This is a genomic window from Glutamicibacter sp. NPDC087661 (assembly GCF_044743275.1).
Lineage (GTDB): Bacteria > Actinomycetota > Actinomycetes > Actinomycetales > Micrococcaceae > Glutamicibacter.
This window is the reverse complement of sequence record NZ_JBIUWE010000001.1, coordinates 524210-540993: the sequence shown is the minus strand read 5'-3', so window position 1 is coordinate 540993 and position 16784 is coordinate 524210. Positions and strand designations below refer to the sequence as shown.

The 16784-nt window shown below is 60.1% G+C and carries 16 protein-coding genes; 6 read left to right on the top strand and 10 right to left on the bottom strand.

The genetic code is table 11. The features are described from left to right. Positions 1-74 precede the first annotated feature (74 nt). From ACIOTN_RS02605 to ACIOTN_RS02590, 4 genes are all read right to left on the bottom strand, one after another. Positions 75-1769, bottom strand: a complete 1695-nt coding sequence (locus ACIOTN_RS02605) for an ABC transporter ATP-binding protein (protein ID WP_105656826.1) — start codon at positions 1767-1769, stop codon at positions 75-77. Continuing rightward, positions 1766-2752 carry an ABC transporter permease gene (locus ACIOTN_RS02600; RefSeq protein ID WP_402734764.1) on the bottom strand — a complete coding sequence of 329 codons (987 nt, stop codon included), beginning with the start codon at positions 2750-2752 and terminating at the stop codon, positions 1766-1768. The genes ACIOTN_RS02605 and ACIOTN_RS02600 overlap by 4 nt, the downstream gene beginning before the upstream one ends. Positions 2753-2754: 2 nt before the next feature. After that, positions 2755-3846, bottom strand: coding sequence for an ABC transporter permease (locus ACIOTN_RS02595; RefSeq protein WP_105656828.1), 1092 nt, complete (start codon positions 3844-3846; stop codon positions 2755-2757). Positions 3847-3992: 146 nt separating this feature from the next. After that, a complete protein-coding gene (locus ACIOTN_RS02590; protein WP_133834292.1) occupies positions 3993-5624 on the bottom strand; it encodes an ABC transporter substrate-binding protein in 1632 nt (543 codons plus the stop codon). A 227-nt stretch (positions 5625-5851) separates the two neighbouring features. Here ACIOTN_RS02590 and ACIOTN_RS02585 point away from each other — a divergent pair, with 227 nt between their 5' ends. Beyond that, positions 5852-6211 (top strand): hypothetical protein, encoded by a 360-nt coding sequence (locus ACIOTN_RS02585; protein ID WP_105656830.1) that lies wholly within the window; start codon positions 5852-5854, stop codon positions 6209-6211. Between the two features lie 679 nt (positions 6212-6890). Here ACIOTN_RS02585 and mnmA read toward each other — a convergent pair. The 3 genes from mnmA to ACIOTN_RS02570 are packed head-to-tail and all read right to left on the bottom strand — an operon-like array spanning position 6891 to position 10098. After that, on the bottom strand, positions 6891-8027 hold the full coding sequence (mnmA, locus tag ACIOTN_RS02580) for a tRNA 2-thiouridine(34) synthase MnmA (RefSeq protein WP_105656831.1): 1137 nt from the start codon (positions 8025-8027) through the stop codon (positions 6891-6893). After that, entirely contained in the window at positions 8024-9259 is a 1236-nt protein-coding gene (locus tag ACIOTN_RS02575) for a cysteine desulfurase family protein (protein WP_105656832.1), read from the bottom strand. The genes mnmA and ACIOTN_RS02575 overlap by 4 nt, the downstream gene beginning before the upstream one ends. A gap of 29 nt (positions 9260-9288) precedes the next feature. Then, positions 9289-10098: a hypothetical protein gene (locus ACIOTN_RS02570; RefSeq protein ID WP_105656833.1), complete on the bottom strand. Its 810-nt coding sequence runs from the start codon at positions 10096-10098 to the stop codon at positions 9289-9291. Between the two features lie 112 nt (positions 10099-10210). Between ACIOTN_RS02570 and folP the strand changes: the two genes are divergently transcribed. Together folP and ACIOTN_RS02560 are read left to right on the top strand one after the other, a co-directional pair. Beyond that, on the top strand, positions 10211-11137 hold the full coding sequence (gene folP / locus ACIOTN_RS02565) for a dihydropteroate synthase (RefSeq protein WP_105656834.1): 927 nt from the start codon (positions 10211-10213) through the stop codon (positions 11135-11137). Between the two features lie 12 nt (positions 11138-11149). Next, a complete protein-coding gene (locus ACIOTN_RS02560; RefSeq protein ID WP_105661497.1) occupies positions 11150-11908 on the top strand; it encodes a pyrimidine reductase family protein in 759 nt (252 codons plus the stop codon). Here ACIOTN_RS02560 and ACIOTN_RS02555 read toward each other — a convergent pair. After that, the gene (locus ACIOTN_RS02555) at positions 11877-12776 is read right to left on the bottom strand and encodes a diacylglycerol kinase family protein (RefSeq protein WP_166650798.1); all 900 of its coding nucleotides are present in this window, start codon (positions 12774-12776) and stop codon (positions 11877-11879) included. The two genes, ACIOTN_RS02560 and ACIOTN_RS02555, sit on opposite strands and share 32 nt — an antisense overlap. A gap of 117 nt (positions 12777-12893) precedes the next feature. Between ACIOTN_RS02555 and ACIOTN_RS02550 the strand changes: the two genes are divergently transcribed. From ACIOTN_RS02550 to ACIOTN_RS02540, 3 genes are all read left to right on the top strand, one after another. Next, positions 12894-13793: a J domain-containing protein gene (locus ACIOTN_RS02550; protein ID WP_105656837.1), complete on the top strand. Its 900-nt coding sequence runs from the start codon at positions 12894-12896 to the stop codon at positions 13791-13793. A 44-nt stretch (positions 13794-13837) separates the two neighbouring features. Beyond that, the gene (locus tag ACIOTN_RS02545; RefSeq protein WP_105656838.1) at positions 13838-14299 is read left to right on the top strand and encodes a tRNA (cytidine(34)-2'-O)-methyltransferase; all 462 of its coding nucleotides are present in this window, start codon (positions 13838-13840) and stop codon (positions 14297-14299) included. A 123-nt stretch (positions 14300-14422) separates the two neighbouring features. Then, positions 14423-14980 carry an anti-sigma factor domain-containing protein gene (locus ACIOTN_RS02540; protein WP_105656839.1) on the top strand — a complete coding sequence of 186 codons (558 nt, stop codon included), beginning with the start codon at positions 14423-14425 and terminating at the stop codon, positions 14978-14980. Positions 14981-15071: 91 nt separating this feature from the next. Here the strand turns inward: ACIOTN_RS02540 and ACIOTN_RS02535 are convergent, their stop codons facing one another. Together ACIOTN_RS02535 and ACIOTN_RS02530 are read right to left on the bottom strand one after the other, a co-directional pair. After that, complete coding sequence (locus tag ACIOTN_RS02535) at positions 15072-15833, bottom strand: PIG-L deacetylase family protein (protein WP_105661499.1); 762 nt, start codon at positions 15831-15833, stop codon at positions 15072-15074. Further along, a complete protein-coding gene (locus tag ACIOTN_RS02530) occupies positions 15830-16774 on the bottom strand; it encodes an electron transfer flavoprotein subunit alpha/FixB family protein (RefSeq protein ID WP_105661500.1) in 945 nt (314 codons plus the stop codon). Before ACIOTN_RS02530 ends, ACIOTN_RS02535 begins: the two co-directional genes overlap by 4 nt. Positions 16775-16784: the final 10 nt, after the last annotated feature.

Sequence of the window (16784 nt, the reverse complement as noted above, 5' to 3'; positions counted from 1 at the left end):
ACAAGGTGACATGCCCCGGACACGGTGCCTGACCGTGCCCGGGGCATGCCCGTTGTTCCTTGATTGCCAGCTGCTCAGGAGGCGTTCAGCTGTTCAATCAGTTTGCGTCGCTGCGCCTGTTCGCGCGGGTCCGGAACCGGAAGCGAGGCGATCAGGCGCTGGGTGTATTCATGCTGCGGGTTGGCCAGGACCTTGGAGCCCAAGCCTTCTTCCAGCAAGGTGCCCCGGAACAGGACGCCCACCCAGGTAGCCAGCTGGTCCACCACTGCCAGATCATGCGAGACGAACAGGGCTGCGAAGCCCAGTTCGGTCTGCAATTCGCGGAACAGCTCCAGCACCTTGGCCTGCACCGAAACGTCCAGTGCGCTGGTTGGCTCATCGGCAATCAGCAGCTTCGGCTCCAAGGCCAGTGCGCGGGCCAGCGACGCGCGCTGGCGCTGGCCGCCGGAGAGTTCGTGCGGGTAGCGGTTGGCAAAACCGGCTGGAAGCTGCACGGCCTCAAGCAGTTCGGCCACCTTGTTGCGGGTCTGCAGCGGGTTCAGATCACGGTGCACGGCCAGTGGCTCGGCCACGCATTCGCCTACGGTCAAGTGCGGATTGAAGCTTGCCGCTGGATCCTGGAACACGAAGCCGATCTGCTCACGCAGCGGCTTGAAGGTGCGTTCCTTGAAGTGGGCCATCTCGTAGCCCAGCACCTTCAGCGAGCCACCGGTGATGCGGTTCAATCCCGCGATGCTGCGTCCGATGGTGGTTTTCCCCGAACCGGACTCGCCCACCAGTCCGTAGACCTCGCCGGCGTGGATCTTCAGATCCACCTCATCGACCGCGGTGAAGCCCGGGGCCCCGAGGCGTCCCGGGAAATGCACCTTCAGGCCCTTGGCTTCCACCAGCAATTCAGCATCCTGGTTCGGACGTTCGACTAGTCCCTCCGAGGCGCTTTCGCGCCCCAGGTGCGGCACGGCAGCCAGCAGGGACTTGGTGTAGTCCTCTTGCGGTGCTTCGAAGAGCTGGATCGATGGTGCTTGCTCAACGATCTGCCCCTGGTTCATCACGATCACGCGGTCGGCGATATCGGCCACCACCCCCATATTGTGGGTGATGATGACGATGGCGGTACCCAGCTGATCACGCAGGTCGCGCAGCAGCTGGAGAATTTCAGCCTGCACCGTGACATCCAATGCGGTGGTTGGCTCATCTGCCACAATCAGTTCCGGCTTCAGGGCCAGCGCCGCGGCGATGACCACGCGCTGCTTCTGGCCACCGGAGAACTGGTGCGGGTAGTAGTCCACGCGCTGCTCTGGATCCGGGATGCCGACCTGGCGCATTGCCTCGATGGCGCGCGTCCTGGCCTCCTTCTTGGAAATCCTGTTGTGCGCGCGGATGCCCTCCATGATCTGCCACCCCACGGTGTACACCGGGTTCAGTGCCGTGGATGGTTCCTGGAAGACCATGGCCACATCCCGGCCGCGAGCCGCGCGCAGCTCGCGGCCGCGCAGGGTGAGCATGTTCTTGCCTTTGAGGTAGACCCCGCCGTGCGAGGCACCGTTCTCGGCCAGGATGCCCAGAGCAGTGCGTGCCGTGACGGACTTGCCGGATCCGGATTCGCCCACGATGGCCAGGATCTCGCCGGCCCTGACTTGCAAATCAACGCCGCGCACTGCCGGCACTGCGCCGGCGTCCGTGACGAAATCAATGTTCAGGTCTTCGATGCGCAAGACAGCGGGTGTGCCGACGTTGGCCTCGGAGTCGAGGAGAGGACTGTTGGTCATTTGTTTGCTCCTACCTGTCCGGACTGGGTGATGCGCTTGGCCTTCTTGCGGCTGAAGCGGCGCAGGCGCGGGTCATTGAGGTCATTCATGGACTCGCCAACCAGGGTCAAGCCCATCACGGTGAGCACGATGGCCAAGCCCGGGAACAGGCCGGTCCACCAGATTCCGCTAGTGGCATCTGACATCGCTCGGTTCAGGTCGTAGCCCCATTCCGAAGCACTGGTCGGTTCGATGCCGAAGCCCAGGAAGCCCAGGCCCGCCAGGGTCAGCAATGCCTCGGTGGCATTCAGCGTGAAGATCAGCGGCAAGGTGCGGGTGGCGTTGCGCAGCAGGTGCGCGAACATCACTCGCCATGGGCTGGCGCCGATCACCTGTGCGGATTCTACGAAGGGTTCCGCCTTCAGCCGCATCACTTCGGCGCGGACCACGCGGAAGTACTGCGGGATGAATACCACGGTGATGGAGATGGCCGCTGCCATCACGCCGCCGAAGAGCGAAGACTGGCCCTGGGAAATCACGATGGACATCACGATGGCCAGCAGCAGGGATGGGAACGCGTAGATCGCATCGGCCAACACCACGGCGATGCGGTCGAACCAGCCGCCGAGGTAGCCGGAGATCAAGCCCAGCAATACGCCCAGGAACAGGGACATGACCACGGCCGCCAGGATCACCCAGATGGCCGTCTGCGCACCGAAGAGGGTCCGCGAGAACACGTCATAGCCGGTGGCGGTGGTGCCCCAGATGAATTTGCTGTCCGGAGCCACCTGGCGCGGGAAGTCCCCGGATGCATCCGAGGACTGCGCGAAATCGAAAGGCGCAATCAGCGGCGCGAACAAGGCGGTAACGATGAACAGGCCGGAGAGCGCCAGACCGGCAACCAGCATGCCCCGCTGCAGGCCCGAGGACATGCGCAGGTGGGAGATGACCGGGAGCCGGTCCAGCCAGGACTTGTTCGAAGCCGGCAAGGTAGCTGTACTCATGATTAGTACCTGACTCTCGGGTCGATCAAGGCGGCCAGCACGTCAACGATGAAGTTGGTGACGGCGACGATAATGGCCAGCAGCACCACGATGCCCTGCACAGCCACGAAGTCGCGGGCGGTGAGGTATTCGGCGAGCTTGAAGCCCAATCCCGACCATTCGAAGGTGGTCTCGGTCAGCACTGCTCCACCGAGCAGCATGGCAATCTGCAGGCCCATGACAGTGATAATCGGAATCAGCGCCGGACGGTAGGCGTGCTTGGTGGTGAGGCGGAATTCGCTGACACCGCGCGAACGGCCGGCTTCCACGTATTCGCGGCCCAGCGTGCCAATTGCGTTGGTGCGCACCAGGCGCAGGAACACGCCGCCGGTGAGCAGGCCCAGTGCCAGGGCTGGCAGGATCGCATGCTCGGTGACATTCCAGAAGGCAGCGCTATTGCCGCTGCGCAGCGCATCGAGCCAGTAGATGCCCGATGGGCTCTGCAGGCCGGTCAGTTCAAGCTCGGTCTGCCAGTCGGCACGGCCGCTGATCGGCAGCCAGCCTAGCCATACGCCGAAGACCAGCTTGAGCAGCAAGCCGGCGAAGAACACCGGGGTGGCGTAGGAGAGGATTGCAAGGATGCGCAACACGGCATCCGGGTAGCGGTCGCGGAACTTCGCGGCAACCAGGCCCAGCGGGATGCCGACCAGCAGTGCGACGAGGACCGCGTTGATGGCCAGTTCCAAAGTTGCTGCGCCGTAGGTGGCCAGCACCTCGGTGACCGCCCGGTTATCGCTCATGGTGCGGCCCAGGTCGCCGGTGAAGATCTGGCCCAGGTACTCGAAGTACTGGATCAGGATCGGCCGGTCGTATCCGGCTTCATGGATGCGCTGGGCCAGCTGGTCCGGGGTGAGCCGTCCGCCCAAGGCTGCGGTGATCGGGTCTCCGGTCACGCGCATCAGGAAGAACACCACTGTGATGAGGATGAAGACAGTGGGAATGATCAGCAAGAATCGGGTAATCAAGTAACGGAGGAATCCTCCGCCTTTTTGCTTTGCTGGTTTGGGTGTTGCTAGCGGGCTTGCTTCTTGGCCCGGTGGCGACGTGATAGTCATCGTCTGTCCTTATGGTTCAGGATGCGTGGCAATGCGCCGCCTTGAGCGGTCAATGACGGCGCATGCCAAGGGGATCCACCGCGCGCGCCAAGGGTTGGCGCGTGGCAGATCCCCTCAGGTTTGGTGTCTGCGAGGCGAGAGCCGAATTACTTGCTCAGCACACCGAGACGGAACTTGAACGATGCGTCCAAGGTCTTGTCAACGTCCTTGACGTCCTTGCCTGCAATGGCCACCTGGGCACCCTGCAGCAGTGGAAGCGTGGACAAGTCCTCAGCCACCATCGTCTGCAGTTCTTCGATGGCCTTGGTGCGCTCCGCAGCGTCGACCATTCCTCGCTGATCGGAGATCAGCTTGTCAACCTCGGGGTTGTCGTAGTTGTTCGAAAGGAAGTTCTCCTTGGCAAAGAACGGCGACAGGTAGTTGTCGGCATCCGAGTAGTCCGGGAACCAGCCCAGCTGGTAGGCCGGGTAATCCGTGACGCGCTGCTTCTGGTAGGTCACCCATTCGGTGGACTTCAAATCCACTTCGAACAGGCCATCGGCCTCCAGCTGCTTTTCAACCAGTGCGTATTCGTCACCGGAGTTCGGGCCATAGTGATCCGGGTTGTACTGCAGCGCGAGCTTGACCGGGGTCTTCACTCCGGCATCTTCCAGAACCTTCTTGGCCTTGGCTGCATCCGGCTTGCCGTCGGTGCCGTACATGTCCTTCAGCGGCTCGGTGGCGCCGGTGAAGCCTTGCGGCACGTACGAGTAAGCCGGGGTGTAGGTGTCCTTATAGACGTTCTTCGCGATGGCTTCGCGGTCCACAAGGTGCGCCGCTGCCTGGCGTACGGCCAGTGACTTCGCTTCATCAGCATCATCGGTCTTGGCACCGTATGGCATGGAATCGAAGTTGAAGACGATGTAGCGCAGCTCGCCACCCGGTCCCTTGTGGACCGCCAGATTCTCATCCTTGCCCAAGTCTTCGATGTCGGTTGGGGTCAGCGAACGCCATGCGACGTCGATCTTGCCTTCTTGGACTTCGAGCTTCAGGTTATTGGCGTCCGCGTAGTACTTGATCGCTGCCTTGTCGTTGGCTGCAGGGCCCAGAACGCCCTGGTAGGACTCGTTAGCGCTGAAGGAGATCAGGTTGTTCTTGTTGTACGAATCAATAACGTATTGGCCTCCGAAGGCCTTGGCCTCAACGATCTTCTGGTCGTCCATGACTGCGTCTGCGGGGAAGACTTCGTCATCGACGATCGGGCCGACCGGGGAAGTCAGCACCTGCGGGAAGGTCTGGTCATTGCCGACCTTCAGCTTGAAGACTACGGTAGTGGCGTCAGGCGCCTCGATGGACTCAACGTTGCCCAGCAGCGAGGATGGGCCGTTAGGGTCCGCGATCTTCAGCTGGCGGTCGAAGGTGAACTTGACGTCCTTGGAATCAAGGTCGTGGTCATTGGCCCACTTCAAGCCCGGCTTCAGCTTGACCGTGTATTCAGTCGGGGTGGTGAACTCTGCGGACTCGGCAAGGCTCATCGATGGGTCCGGGCTGCCCGGCTCGGAGTTGAGCAGGAATGGGTAGATCTGGTTCATGACCATGAACGAACCGTTGTCGTAAGATCCAGCAGGGTCCAGGGAGGTCACTTTGTCGGTGGTGCCCAGGGTGATTGGAGCGCTGGCATCGCCGCTGCCGCCCTCTTCATTGCCACTGTCTGCAGCTTGGGTGCAGCCGGTCAGAGCCAGGGCAGAGATACCCACAACGGCTGCTGCGAGTCGCAGCCCGTTCTTCTTGCGAGTCATGAGTCATCCTTCGTCTAGGTACATGCATGGGCTGTGATGATTAACACATGCTTCACATAGCCTAAGTGATGCAGGGCACAAAATACGAATGGAACCGGCGGAAATTGGCAAAAACGTGGTCTCGACGCCCACTTTTTGTGCTTCAGCCCATAGCCTTTCTAACTCAATGGTGAGATGGGTTGGCATTCCTTCCGGCTCGTTGGCCAGGTGGCATAAGCTAGATGTCAATGATGACTCGTAGAGACGCGGCAATCGCGTTGGATATCCCAGTAGAAATGGCCAAGCGCCACGGCATTCCTTCCAAAATGAGCGAAGCAGAATTCCGTGAGCTGAACACCAATCCACCAGCTTGGTTGGAGCAGTCGCGCGCCAACCGCACCGGCAAACGCCCCGTGTGGATTCATCTGGTCTGCGAAGTCTGCGGCTTCAGCGAATACGAACGCCCCAAGAAGTGGTGGCCTGCCTTCGATTTCGTTCACTGCCACACCCACTCCCCGGCGCAGCTTCCAAAGCTGGAAAAGGGCAAGACCCGGGTGGAGTACCAAGATATTTCCGCTCATATGTTCGGCATTGTCGATGAAGGCTAAAAGCTGAATACAACACAATGGCGAAGGGTGCCGGACCGATATTGGTCCGGCACCCTTCGCTGTCGCGCAAGCTCGTGCTCTTCACTCGGTTCATCCCCCTGGGCGTCCTTTCCGCCACGGGAATGCATGCAGCGGGCAACCGGACAGAGTCCAGCATCATCCAGTGCAGGTTCCATGCACCGGCCGTCGGCTGGATCTTGCGAAGGCCTTGAGTACTGCTGCCCGAGCCCCTCGGGCATCTAGCTCGTGGAGGCCTTCCGGATTGGTACGAATTGGTTCTGCCGACTGGAATGATCCGTTGTTCTGGACGATGCGCCCCTATCCGCCCAGCTACCGCTGGTGAGCATTCTCGAGAACATCGCAGCGAGCGCATTGGAAGCCAGGGCATCCGGTGGCGCAACAGGGTCGGCAGCCCAATTCAATAGCGAAACCTAGAGGGTCGAACCAATGCAGTGAGCCAGCAAGCCCCAAGCGGCCCTTGAAGACAGGCCGAATCCCACACACCACCGGTAATCGCCGGCAATGCCGGGCGAATACGTGCCGGATGCCCACGGCCGAAGCGGATGGCCGCCGAGCTCCGTTGCAACCAGCCGTTCGTCTAACTTGAATCACGACGCGAAGAAACCCTTGGTCCAGTTCATTATCTTGAACTGGACCAAGGGTTTCTTTGGATGGCTAATTAATTGACCATGCTGGAGTCCCATTCGCTGGAACGAGCAGAATCGATGGTCGCTTGGCCCAGCACGCGGCTGTCCTGGTAGACGACCATGGTCTGGCCCGGCGCGACTCCACGCATGCCTTCGGGAAGGTTGACAACCAACTCGTCGCGGCCTTCTTCCGAGCGCTCCATGTGGGCTACCGCGGCGACCGGATCGCCGTGCGCGCGCACCTGCACCATGCAGTCGAACTTGTCTCCGCTGAAAACTTCAGCGATCGGCAGGCCAGCCCAGGAAATGCGGATGCCGCGCAGCTGGTCCACAGCCAGCAGGGCCTCTGGACCGACGATGACCTTGTTGTCCTTCGGACGGATTTCCAAGACGAAGCGCGGTTTGCCGTCGGCGGCCGGACGACCCAGTCGAAGACCCTTGCGCTGGCCAACCGTGAAGGCTTGGGCGCCTTCGTGCTCACCGAGCTGGTTGCCCTCGTGGTCAACGATCTCGCCTGGTTTCATCTCGATGCGTTCAGCCAGCCAACCGCGGGTATCGCCATCGGGAATGAAGCAGATGTCATAGCTATCTGGCTTGTTCGCCACGGTCAGTCCGCGCGCTGCGGCTTCGGCGCGAACTTCCGCCTTGGAGGGAGTCTCGGCTAGCGGGAACATGCAGTGTTCCAGCTGTTCGTGGGTCAGCACGCCCAAAACGTAGGACTGGTCCTTGGCCCAGTCTGCGGCTCGGTGCAGCTCCGGGTTGCCCTCGGAATCGCGCAGCACCTTGGCGTAGTGCCCGGTGCATACCGCGTCGAAGCCCAGGGCCAATGCCTTTTCCAGCAAGGCAGCGAACTTGATCTTCTCATTGCATCGCATGCAGGGATTCGGGGTGCGGCCAGCTTCGTATTCATCCACGAAGTCCTGCACCACGTCTTCTGCGAAGCGGTCCGAGAAGTCCCAGACGTAGTATGGGATGCCCAGCTTGTCGCAGGCACGCCATGCATCATTGGAGTCTTCCAAGGTGCAGCAACCGCGCGAACCGGTGCGAAGGGTCCCCGGCATGCGAGACAGGGCCAGGTGCACGCCGACCACATCATGGCCGGCTTCAACTGCGCGGGCCGCGGCTACCGCCGAGTCCACGCCTCCGGACATCGCTGCTAGTACTTTCATCGTGTAAAACCTGTTCCTGCCGTGTGGATGCTGCTTTCATCGGCTGCCATGCCAGCCTTCTTTGCCTGAGCATACGCTTGGGGCAAAGCCTCTAATAATGCGTCAACGTCGGCGCGTGTGGATGTATGCCCCAATGTGAAGCGTTGCACACTGCGCGAGGTGCGCGCATCGCGTCCCATAGCCAGCAAAACATGCGAAGGCTGCGGAACACCAGCGGTGCACGCCGAACCGGTGGATGATGCGATGCCAACCATGTCCAAGCCGAATAGCAAGGAGTCCCCCTCGCATTCCGGGAAGGTGAAGTGCAGATTGCCCGGGAGGCGCTGGCCCTCATTGCCCTGATCCCGTGGTCCGTTCAGCACCGCTTCCGGAATCAAGCCGGTGATCTTCTCAATCGCATATTCACGCAGTTCGCTCAGCCGCGCAGCTTCCTGCCGCAATCCAGAACGCACCGCGGTAGCCGCGGCGGCAAAGCCGGCCGCGTGGGCAGCATTCAAAGTCCCCGATCGCAGCTTGCGTTCGTGTCCACCGCCGTGCTGGACCGGGGTGAGCACAATATCGCGGCGAACCAGTAGCCCGCCGATGCCTACCGGGCCACCGATCTTATGCGCGCTAATCGCCATGGTGGCCAGATTCGAGGAGCCGAAGTCGACCGCGAGCGCACCAAAGGCCTGCACCGCATCCGAATGCACCGGGACCCCGTACTTGCCAGCTAGGGCAGCAAATTCACGGATCGGCTGAACGGTGCCGACTTCATTGTTGGCCCACATCAAGGTGGCCAAAGCGATCTGCTCGTGCTGCTCTTCAAATAGCTTTTCGGCCGCCTGCAGATCAACGACACCGTCTTCATCCACGGCGAGCCACAGCAAGGTGGCATTCTCATGGTCCTGCAGCCAGGTAGCCGTATCCAGGACCGCGTGGTGCTCAATGCCGGTGAGCACGATGGCACGCGCCTGCTCATTGGCCGCCACGCGGTTCCAGAACAGTCCCTTCAGCGCCAAGTTATCCGATTCAGTCCCACCAGATGTGAAGATCAATTCGCTGGAGTGCGCCCCGGCGGCCATGGCGATAGCTTGGCGGGCATCATCCACCGCACGGTTGGCGCGACGTCCGGCCCCATGCAAAGAAGACGGGTTTCCGGTGCGGGAATACTGTTCGGTGATGGCAGCCAGAGCTGCTGGATTCAGATCGGTGGTTGCCGCGTGATCCAGGTATACGGCGGAAGTTTTCATAACACTTCAATGGTACGGGGTGGGGCGCCCTAGTTTGAATGGCCGATCCGTGTGAATTGGCCAACCTCAATGGCCTCCAGCGCCGGATTGTTCAAGACCGCCTCAATCAATGAAGCAGGACCACCCAGGATGGTGCAATCATCAAACGGTTCTGTCGACAGCATCCAGGAATGGTCCGCCGCAAACGCCAGCGCCGGGCGCTGGCGTTGGGCGCCGTCGGCAGTTCTGGCCCATTCGGGCTGCGCCAGGAACTCCGCGTCCGCTTCGAACAGGTGGTAGTTCCGGTATCCGCCACCCAGGTCGAACGGTTCTGCCTGGATGATCTCGGGACCAAAGGCAGGTTTCTGCGCCTCGGCGAGCGCCAACTCGTACACCCGCTGGTTCTCGTCATCGCTCAATGCAGGATCCGGCTCGCGCTCAATCTGTATGCGTTCCCCGCCCGCGATAAATGCGTAACCGGCCCACAAGCCCACCACGAACTTCTGGTCTTTGGCAGAAACCCGGACCATTTCGGCGGCTAGTGCTTGCCATTGCGATTCCGGGAGCTGGTCCAGCGGCAGGTCGGTATCTACCCAGGCGTCTTCGGTCGCAGGATTGCCTTGCGCGTCCAGTCCGGCCACGGTTTCAAAAAGATCCGCGGCGGTGATGATGTGCTTGCGGCTCTGTGCCACCGTCTCCCAGCGCACCAACTGGTCATCTTCATCCAGTGCTGGGTGAAGGATGCGGACGTAGCGTTCGTAGCCATGCGGGATCTGGGCTACTACCGTGCTGGGGTCGGCTGATGCACAAGCTGCGGCGATCCATTGCCCGTGGGCTGCGGAGAGGTGTGAAAACTGCATGGTCCAAGCCTAGCGAGAGCAGCGGGCGGATTCCTCCTCCGAACCGTGGTCGGTGGTATGAATAGAGGAACAACTGATGACGTGTCGATTCCAGCTAAGGGAGCCTTCCTGCATGTTCAAGCCTGATTTCTTGGTTCCAGTCCATGATTTCTCCCAGCGCTCCCTGGATTTCTCACAGCGGATCGCGGTGATGGCAGTGATCAACCGCACTCCGGATTCTTTCTACGATGCCGGGTCGACCTTTGGCTTGGATGATGCTGTGGCCGCTGCCATGCGTGCGGTCGAGGCAGGTGCTGACTGGGTGGATATCGGCGGAGTCCCCTTCTCTCCGGGCCCGGAGCTCCCGTGGCAGGAGGAAGCAGAGCGAATTGTGCCGGTTATCCATCAAGTGCGTAGCCGCAGTTCGGTGATTATTTCTGCAGACACTTTCCATCCACAGGTGGCGCAGGCTGCCATTGATGCCGGCGCTGATGTCATCAATGACACCACAGGCTTTTCCTATCCCGGTTTGGCCCGGGTGGTAGCCAAGAACAACGTGCATGTGGTGATCACCCATTCGCTAGCCAAGCCCCGCACCGTTTACCCGCGCCCTAGCTACGACGATGTGGTGGCCGAGATCCGCCAGTATCTGCTGGAGAAAATCCAGATTGCGTTGGACGCTGGTGTTTCTCCGGCAAAGATCATTGTTGATCCAGGGCACGACCTGAACAAGAACACCCGCCACACTCTGGATTTGACCGCTGGGTTCCAGGCCTTTGCCGATTTGGGCTATCCGGCCTTGGCAGCGGTCTCGAACAAGGACTTCATCGGTGAAACCTTGAACTTGCCGAAGGCTGAGCGCATGGTTGGTTCTATGGTGGCAGCAACGATCTGTGCCATGAACGGTGCCCGCATATTGCGGATGCACAATATTCCTGAATCGGTGCAGACAGTACGCCTGCTCGAAGCAGCACAAGGGTGGCGGGAGCCTGCCTACCAGATACACAACATGGGGGATGTCAATCCTCCTGCTCACCCAGAACCCGAAGTCAGCAAGTAAGGATTTTCCCAGATGCGTGCCCTGCTTCCCCAACCAGCAGATCAGGTTGATGACCAGTTCCTGCTTGAGCGCTATTCCAGCGAGCATCGCCCATTCGTGCGTTTCAACTTCGTCAGCAGCATCGACGGAAGTGCCCAGGTTGATGGGCTCTCCAAAGCATTGGGCTCTCCTGGCGATCAGAGGGTTTTCGCACTCTTGCGCCGGCTTGCCGACGTGATCATGGTGGGTGCTGGAACGGTTCGTGCCGAGGGCTACGAAGGCCAGCTCCTGTCCGCGGAGGACATGGCGTGGCGTATCGAACATGGCCTGCCGCCACAGCCCGTGCTGGCGCTCATCTCACGAGGATTGCATCTGGAGCCAACGGCCCCGGTGTTTGCCCAATCCCCGGTTCCGGTTCTGCTTTTCACCAGCGTTCAGGTCACCGACGAACAGCGTCGGTCCTTTGGACCCAATGCCACTCTCGTGCAGGTTTCCGAAACCGAGGGCGGGTGTGATCCGACCGAAATCATCGCATATCTGCATTCCAAGGGATACGGCTTCATCCACGCTGAAGGCGGTCCTCACGTTTTTGGGCAGTTCGCCTCGGCTGGCGCGGTGGATTCGGTTTGCATCAGCTACTCTCCTGTCCTTGTGGCAGGTGATGGCATGAGAATAGCGGTTCACGATCGTCAGGGGTTCCACGCCTTCGAGCTGCATTCCTTGTTTGAAGAGGACAGCATGCTCTTCTGCGACTATCGACTTAGGAAATCAGCTGGATCCCCGCGGGAATAACAGCTAGCTCAAAGGACCCGGCCCCCATGCATTCCCCGTCAGCATAGCTGTCCCGGGATGTCTCGATGCGGGCCCGCGTGAGGTTTGCGCTGACCTTCCATGGATGCGGCGCTCCGGTGAGGATCCTTGCCAGATACGGAAGGACCCGCAGAATATTTGGTCCGCGTACGATAGCCAATTCCGCGGTACCGTCGGTGAAATCAGCATGCGGGAAGAGCTTGATGCCGCCACCAAGGGACTTGATATTCGCGACGCTGGCGGCCAGGACGCTTCCGCTGAATCGCAGCCCGTCGGCCCTCACCCCACTGGGGCATCCGCGCAGCTGGGGAAGGCACAGGATCAAACCGGCGATATACCGCAGTGCTCCCAGCTGCCGCGGCAACGCGTTGGCTTTCGCGTTGACGGTGGCTTCAAATCCCCAGGACACGGCACCCAGTGCATAGCGCGGTGTTCTGCCGGCCTGGTCAAACCGCAGCTCCAGCACGTCAATGGGCATAGTTGCTCCCGGCTGCTTGCAAAACGCAATCACCTTGGCCAAGGATTCTTCTGCATTCGCGTCCCCTGTCATGCGCCAGAAGTCGTTGCCGCTGCCTGCGGGGATGACACCGATGGGAATCGAAGTTCCCGCAACGTGCTGGATGCAGTGGTGGATCAGCCCATCACCGCCAATGATGACGATCGCCCGCGAAGCTCTGAGCTGGTCCCCCACCAGTTCCACGCTCGTCCTTGAAGTATCAACTAGCCCATGTTCCAGCCCGAGCTTGCCAAGCGCGTGGGCAAGCTGCTGGGCAAGGCGCATCCCCCGGCCTCGGCCTGAGGCGGGGTGGAAGATGATGCGGATTTCTGCGGTGCGACCAAACGAGCTCATGACCATAGAGATTACCCAGCAACTTGACGCTTCTACAAAGAATTTGCTGGGTTGGATTCGCTAAACTGGGGAACACTGGCCATCCGGTCTTTTTCACCGAGAGGATTCCTCCGTTCAATGAGTACACCAAGCCCATACGAAATTCTTGGTGTCGCGCCTACTGCGAGCATGGAAGATATCAAGGTCGCTTACCGAAGGGCCGCTCGCGCGACCCATCCCGATCTCGGTGGCAGCGAAGAAAAGTTCAAAGAAGTACAGCGCGCTTTCCAGCAGCTCAGCGAGATGGCGTCTCCGCTGGGTTATGAGCAGACCTTCCAGTCTCCGGGCAACGCTCCACGCGCCGGGTTCAGCGCCCGTCCTTTTGACGAGCGCCTGCGCAAGAGCCCTCAGCAGCCCAAGGCGCAGTTGCCCACCGAATATGTTCCACCGTTCTCGGATACGTCTCCTACATTGCTGGACAGAAAAGTCTGTGAGCAGCGCGTTCATGGAGAACCCCGAAAACGCGGTCTGTTCTCCAACCGTGCACGGCTGATCCGCGAGGCGCAGACCATCAACCTGCTTTCCAAGAACGTCCTGAATATCTTGCCAGCTGCCCGTTTGGTCAACGGCCTGCGTTCGCCCGCGTCGGGGCACTACGATCATGTGCTGATTGCCGGTTACCGCATGGCGGTGATCAATACGATGACTCTGCCCGATGGCTACTATTCATTTGATGGCAATGTCTTGCGCCACGGCAATAAGCTGACGCAGCCTCCGCAGTTCTCCATCTCCGGTTTGCAACGGCAATTCATGCAGATGAACGTAGTTGCGTTCACCTTGGTGCTTTCTGCCAACGGCAATCACCACGAACCGGTCATTGAGTACCGGCGCAATGCCGATCCAACACTTGCATCGACTCCGAATGTGCTCAATGCAGCGGGATTGATTCGCGAGTTGAAACTCTTCTTGGGCTCTGGCCCATCGCCGAATGTCGTCGATCGCCTAGCCCTGGCGCAGTTACGTGAAGCGATGTACTAAGGTCAATGGCCTATTTCTTGTTGGTGAGAGCTTAAACTGGTTGAGTGTTTCGTATCGTTTTCAATGCCCCAGAGATCCCGGGTAATTCCGGCAACGCTATCCGACTAGCCGCCATCACCGGCGCAGAACTGCATTTGGTCAAGCCATTAGGCTTCAACTTCGAGGATGCCAACCTGCGTCGCGCAGGATTGGACTACCACGACCTGGCTTACGTCACGGTGCATGAAAATCTTGACGCAGCCTTTGAAGCACTGGGAGAAGGCCGGGTCTTTGCCTTCACATCCGAAGGAACTACTGTCTATTCGGATATCAGCTACGAGGCCAGCGACATCCTGCTCTTCGGCCGTGAATCGGTTGGCTTGAGCGCAGAAGACAAGAAGCATCCGCGCATCAACGACCTGGTCCGCTTGCCGATGCTTCCAGGCCGCCGATCGATGAATCTGGCCAATACCGCTTCGGTGGTAGCCTTCGAAGCTTGGCGCCAGCACGGCTTCGCTGGCGCATAAAGTACCAGCCAGCCCGCGCCACGCATACAGCTTTACCTAATCTTTATAAAGTAGGCTCGAGTCTGTACCCGCAGTTTTCGGGTATTGAACTGTGCCGACTACATTTCGGGAGAATCCAAGACAATGAACGGTAGCCATTCTCAGCACCGCGACGAGCCCCAGGACGAGAACCTGGGTCTAGATCTGGTGAGCCAAGTGGCCAGCAGTTCACGTGCAGCCAAGAAAAAGCCTAAGCGCTGGATCTTCGCTGTCACGGGACTTGCCATCATCGTTGTCCTAGCGGTGGTCATTTTCTCCCTGCTCAATGGAGGCACCAAGGCGTCCAAAGCATCCAAGGCCGATGATGCAGTCACCGAGACCGTCGAATTGAAGAGCGGAGGCCAAGCGGTGCTCAGCTCGTCGAAGTCCGAAAGCGCTGTGGGTGTCGAGCTCTCCGAGCTGCCTGCCCTGGACGGTTCGGAACAGTACGTTGCATGGGCCGTGCATGAGTCCGGCAGCGTCTCCGTGATCGTTTCCAGCACCGGTGAAGATGCCGCGGCTGGGCTGTCTCCAGCTGAAGACGTGATTGCCCTCCACATCACCATTGAGGGATCCAAGATCCCTGACGCTCCATCTGAAGATGCTGAAGCATCGGTCGACCTGCCACTGGCTCAAGACAAGGCAACGGAAGACGAGAGCTAGCAGCTCACCTCTGGCCAGCCAAAAAGTTCGGGGCGAAGATCAATTCTTGATCTTCGCCCCGAACTTTTTCCGGTCTGCTTTGCCTGGATACTCAGAACCCGGCTATCGTGTCGCGGGCGTTCACGGCAACTGCGTGGAATGCTTCGGCAAGCTTGCCCTTTCCCAGCTGGCCACGCTCGGCGTTTTCCTCGCACTGCTGCAAAACGTAGTTTTCCATGGCGGCAACATCCGGGTGCTGGGTGAAGTGCGAACGCAAGGCGTCCATCTTCTTCTCGAAGAATTCGGTGATGTCCACATAGGCGTTCTCGCGTTCCTGCGGAGCCCCGCACAACCAGAGCCAAGGCACCTTGTAGGCTTCCAGTCCTTCGCCATGCAGCAGCTCCGGGTAGGAGAACGGATTCTCCACCGCCGGGTAGATCGCACGGGTGACCGCTTCACCGCAGGCCAGATGGTCTGGGTGCGAGGCCTGTATCCGATCCCACTTGCGCTCCGGGTGCATTGCAATCACGATGGTTGGCTTCACCTGGCGCATCAGCCGGACCACCTTGCGCATGACATCGTGGTTGGCTTCCAGGAAGCCATCGCGTTCGCCAAGGAAGTGGACCGTTTTCACACCCACCTTGGCGGCGGCCTGTTTCTGCTCTTCGTGGCGCAGCTTAGCCGTTTCCTCAGGATCCCGGTCATCAAAACCGCCGGCGTCGCCGTCAGTCATGATGCAATACTGAACCTCTGCCCCCGCCGCGGTCAGGGCCGCTACCGTCCCGGCTGCCCCAAAGTCCAGATCATCGGGATGGGCGCCGAAGGCCAGGACCCGTTGGGCGCCTGCACCAATGAATTGCGCTGTATCGATCATGCCTTGCGACGTCGAATCTCTTCGGCGGCCTGCGGCAGGACCTTGGCCAGGTCACCAACGATACCCAGGTCTGCGATCTCGAACACCGGGGCGTCGACATCCTTGTTGATCGCGATGATGAACTTGCTGGTCTGCATTCCGGCCTTCTGCTGTATCGCTCCCGAGATGCCGGCAGAGATGTACAGCTGCGGTGCGACGGTGGCACCGGTCTGGCCGATCTGCGCATCGTGCGAGATCCAGCCGGCATCGGTAGCTGCACGAGAAGCGCCCACGGCAGCTCCCAGGGCATCGGCAAGGTCTTCAACCGGGCCAAAGTCTCCGTTGACACCACGACCACCAGCAACCACGACGCGCGCTTCGGTCAGGGCAGGTCGATCACTTGCGCCTTTCGCCTCCGCCGCAGCAATCCGGACCTTGGCATCGTTGGAGTTCTCCAAAGCCAATTCCTCAACTGCCAAGGCGGTGCTGGAGGCCGCTGGCGCGTCTTCGATGCTGTTCGGCTTCAAGGTGGCAAACAGGGTGCCGTTGGTTGCCCTGGCCTGAACGCTGTAGCTTCCTGCCAGTTCATCCTTGGTAGCTACAAGATCCCCGCTGATGCCAATGACGTCGGTGATAATCGCACCGTTGCGGCGCACAGCCAAACGGGCACCGAGCTCACGGCTGAAATTGTCATTAGCAAGCAAGACCAATTTGGCGGCAGTAGCCTGCACGGCTGCGTCAAGCACGGAAATTTCGTGCTGGCCGAAAACTGGGGCATCGCCGGAAGCGGTGAATAGCTTCACCACGCCATAGGAAGCGAGAACCTGCTGGGCTTCGTCGCTGACTTGGTTGGCAACGGCCACGGCCGGGTTCTCGAAACCAGAGACCAGGGTCAGCAGTTCGCGCTGGCCTTTGGAGGGAGCCGCGGAAAGCTCAGTGAAAAATACTAGTGCTGAAGGCATGTTCAATATT

What these genes read in the sequence shown, in the direction of transcription:
- ACIOTN_RS02530 (WP_105661500.1), bottom strand. Translation starts at nt 16,774, where the DNA reads ATGCCTTCAGCACTAGTATTTTTCACTGAGCTTTCCGCGGCTCCCTCC.
- ACIOTN_RS02535 (WP_105661499.1), bottom strand. Translation starts at nt 15,833, where the DNA reads ATGATCGATACAGCGCAATTCATTGGTGCAGGCGCCCAACGGGTCCTG.
- ACIOTN_RS02540 (WP_105656839.1), top strand. Translation starts at nt 14,423, where the DNA reads ATGAACGGTAGCCATTCTCAGCACCGCGACGAGCCCCAGGACGAGAAC.
- ACIOTN_RS02575 (WP_105656832.1), bottom strand. Translation starts at nt 9,259, where the DNA reads ATGAAAACTTCCGCCGTATACCTGGATCACGCGGCAACCACCGATCTG.
- mnmA (WP_105656831.1), bottom strand. Translation starts at nt 8,027, where the DNA reads ATGAAAGTACTAGCAGCGATGTCCGGAGGCGTGGACTCGGCGGTAGCC.
- ACIOTN_RS02600 (WP_402734764.1), bottom strand. Translation starts at nt 2,752, where the DNA reads ATGAGTACAGCTACCTTGCCGGCTTCGAACAAGTCCTGGCTGGACCGG.
- ACIOTN_RS02570 (WP_105656833.1), bottom strand. Translation starts at nt 10,098, where the DNA reads ATGCAGTTTTCACACCTCTCCGCAGCCCACGGGCAATGGATCGCCGCA.
- ACIOTN_RS02585 (WP_105656830.1), top strand. Translation starts at nt 5,852, where the DNA reads ATGATGACTCGTAGAGACGCGGCAATCGCGTTGGATATCCCAGTAGAA.
- ACIOTN_RS02560 (WP_105661497.1), top strand. Translation starts at nt 11,150, where the DNA reads ATGCGTGCCCTGCTTCCCCAACCAGCAGATCAGGTTGATGACCAGTTC.
- ACIOTN_RS02605 (WP_105656826.1), bottom strand. Translation starts at nt 1,769, where the DNA reads ATGACCAACAGTCCTCTCCTCGACTCCGAGGCCAACGTCGGCACACCC.
- folP (WP_105656834.1), top strand. Translation starts at nt 10,211, where the DNA reads ATGTTCAAGCCTGATTTCTTGGTTCCAGTCCATGATTTCTCCCAGCGC.
- ACIOTN_RS02550 (WP_105656837.1), top strand. Translation starts at nt 12,894, where the DNA reads ATGAGTACACCAAGCCCATACGAAATTCTTGGTGTCGCGCCTACTGCG.
- ACIOTN_RS02555 (WP_166650798.1), bottom strand. Translation starts at nt 12,776, where the DNA reads ATGAGCTCGTTTGGTCGCACCGCAGAAATCCGCATCATCTTCCACCCC.
- ACIOTN_RS02595 (WP_105656828.1), bottom strand. Translation starts at nt 3,846, where the DNA reads ATGACTATCACGTCGCCACCGGGCCAAGAAGCAAGCCCGCTAGCAACA.
- ACIOTN_RS02590 (WP_133834292.1), bottom strand. Translation starts at nt 5,624, where the DNA reads ATGACTCGCAAGAAGAACGGGCTGCGACTCGCAGCAGCCGTTGTGGGT.